2 protein-coding genes and 1 pseudogene are annotated in these 2,653 nt (G+C 36.4%); all 3 read left to right on the forward strand.

Annotated elements, in window-relative coordinates; all coding sequences use genetic code 11:
* A pseudogene (gene gatB / locus AC1DPQ_RS24060) lies at nt 1-505 on the forward strand (Asp-tRNA(Asn)/Glu-tRNA(Gln) amidotransferase subunit GatB); the annotation flags it as partial.
* On the forward strand, nt 505-1,617 hold the full coding sequence (locus AC1DPQ_RS24065) for a redoxin domain-containing protein (protein WP_477611115.1): 1,113 nt from the start codon (nt 505-507) through the stop codon (nt 1,615-1,617). The pseudogene gatB and the gene AC1DPQ_RS24065, both read left to right, overlap by 1 nt.
* Before the next feature lie 103 nt (nt 1,618-1,720).
* Nucleotides 1,721-2,410 (forward strand): response regulator transcription factor, encoded by a 690-nt coding sequence (locus AC1DPQ_RS24070; RefSeq protein WP_055913791.1) that lies wholly within the window; start codon nt 1,721-1,723, stop codon nt 2,408-2,410.
* Nucleotides 2,411-2,653 lie beyond the last annotated feature (243 nt).

Here is a 2,653-nt window from a genome sequence, read left to right on the forward strand (position 1 = left end):
AGCTGATGCAGCTGATGCGGCTCTTTTTGCCGAAGATTTAGACCTGTTAAACTACTTTAACCAGGCACAATCAGTCGTTCACAATAAAAAAAGCTTAATTAATTGGTTAATTGGTCCGATTAGAGCTGTTTTAAATGAAAAAGGGATTACGATCTCTGATTTCAAAGTCAATCCAGCACAACTGGCAGAAGCTATCAATCTGGTTGATGATAAAAAAATCACACAGCAAATTGCCATTCAACAATTATTACCAGCTGTTGAGCTGGAAGAAAATGCAAAAGTTACCGATTTGGCACAGTCATTAAACTTACTGATCTCTGAAAACGGAGACGAATTAAGTAGTTTTATTGATGAAGTGTTAAATAAATACCCACAACAGGTAGAAGCGTACAAGAAAGGCAAAAAGGGCGTTTTAGGTTTGTTTGTTGGTGATGTAATGAAATTAGCCAAAGGAAAAGCTGATGCTAAAAAATTAAATGAATTAATACTTGAAAAACTGAAATAATGAGATTAAAACAATTAAGCCTGATTATGCTGATCGCGATTGCCTTCACTGCATGTAAACCCAAAGATAGCTTTACGATTGACGGAACTTTTCAAAACCCAGGCACGGAGAAGAAAGTATTTTTATATGGGATGCAAAATAGCAATATGGTTGCAATCGATTCTACCAATCTATCAGAAAAAGGTGAATTTAAATTCATCCGCAAAACCCCATCGGTTGATTTCTTTAGGGTATCTGTAGGTAATCATGAGTTTATGTTAATTGCAAAAAATGGCGACGACATTAAATTAGAAGCTGATTTAGCCGACAAAACAATGGCATATAAAATTTCGGGGGCAAATGAGGTAGAAAAATTATCAGAACTAAATACGATTAGAAACAACTTTGCCAAACAGGTAGAAAAACTACAGGCCGATTTCGAGGCAAAAGTAGCAACACAACCTCAAAACAGGGCAGCTGTGCTAGAAGCAATGAAACCTCAGTACGAATCGTATATCAATCAATTAAATACGCAGATCATAAAATTTGCTAAAGACAATAAAGGTACGCTTGCCAGTTTCTATGCCATGAATACTTTGAGTCCGCAGGAATTTGAAGCAGAACTGGTACAATTTGCGGATGAAGTGAAAGAAGAAATTAAAGGCAATGCCACAGTTGATACTTTTGTAAAACAGATGGCACTTTTAAAAGCAGTTCAGGTAGGGCAGGTTGCTCCGGCATTCACCATTAATACAGCTGACGACAAACCTGTAAGTTTATCAGACTATAAGGGAAAATACGTACTGATTGATTTTTGGGCATCATGGTGCCAGCCTTGCCGTCAGGAAAATCCGAACGTGGTTAAGGTTTACAATAAATATAAAAATAAGAACTTTGATATCATCGGCATTTCGTTAGACACCGACAAGGCTGCATGGTTAGGTGCGGTGAAAGCAGATGGATTAACCTGGGCGCACGTTTCCGAATTAAAAGATTTTAACGGAGCAACCGTAAAAAAATACCAGGTACAGGCTATCCCAACTTCTTACTTAGTTGATCCCTCTGGGAAAATAATTGCTAAAAACCTGCGTGGCGACGAATTAGAAACGTTTTTAGCTAAAACGTTACTTTAAAACAAAATCCATGTTAAACTAATTTAAGTAATTAACAATTTCTTAACTTAGGCTTAACTAAATATTGCATCATAGACACTACTTTCGTAACAAATATTTAACTATGAACAACGCAGGTCAGAAAATATTAATTGTTGATGATGAACCAGATATTCTGGAGCTTATTGAATATAACCTTAAAAAAGAGGGTTATCAGGTTTTCACAGCTACCAATGGCCAAGAAGGAATTACTGTTGCGAAAAAGGTGCATCCGGATTTGATTATTCTGGATATTATGATGCCTAAAATGGATGGAATTGAGGCTTGCCGTTTAATGCGTGCAATACCCGAATTCAAGAATACATTTATGGTTTTCTTAACCGCCAGAAGTGAAGAGTATTCAGAAATAGCAGGTTTTAATGTGGGTGCTGATGATTATATCGCAAAACCAATTAAACCACGTGCTTTAGTTAGCCGAATTAATGCAATTTTAAGACGAAATACAGGAACAGAAGAAATATCTGAAAACAAATTGGAAATTGGCGATTTAGTAATCGATCGTGAAGCCTATTTGGTTTTTCAAGGCGGTAATAAAGTGGTATTGGCAAAAAAAGAATTTGAACTTTTATACTTGTTGGCATCAAAACCAGGAAAAGTTTATACCCGCGAATCGATCCTTAAAAATATCTGGGAGGATTCGGTAGTAGTAACCAATAGAACCATTGATGTTCACATCCGCAAACTAAGGGAAAAATTAGGCGAAACTTATGTATCAACCGTAAAAGGGGTAGGTTATAAGTTTGAGCTTTCTTAAATAGCTTTACCATAGATAGACACAGATTAGCACAGATTTTTTCTGATGATTAATCTGTGTTTTTTTATGCTGTCATTCTGAGGTACGAAGAATCTCTTACATTTTAGCTCTGCCGCTAAAATACCTCTGCTTTTTTTTCGATGCTTTTATTTTACAACACATTCTATGTCTTGGAGATTCTTCACTGCGTTCAGAATGACAAAATGCGCCAGGAAGACGAAACTCTGCGCAAAACCGTCAAAC

It is taken from the genome of Pedobacter sp. 01T416_2 (genome assembly GCF_056398925.1).

Coding starts and splice junctions, on each gene's coding strand:
- AC1DPQ_RS24065 (WP_477611115.1), top strand. CDS start 505: ATGAGATTAAAACAATTAAGCCTGATTATGCTGATCGCGATTGCCTTC.
- AC1DPQ_RS24070 (WP_055913791.1), top strand. CDS start 1,721: ATGAACAACGCAGGTCAGAAAATATTAATTGTTGATGATGAACCAGAT.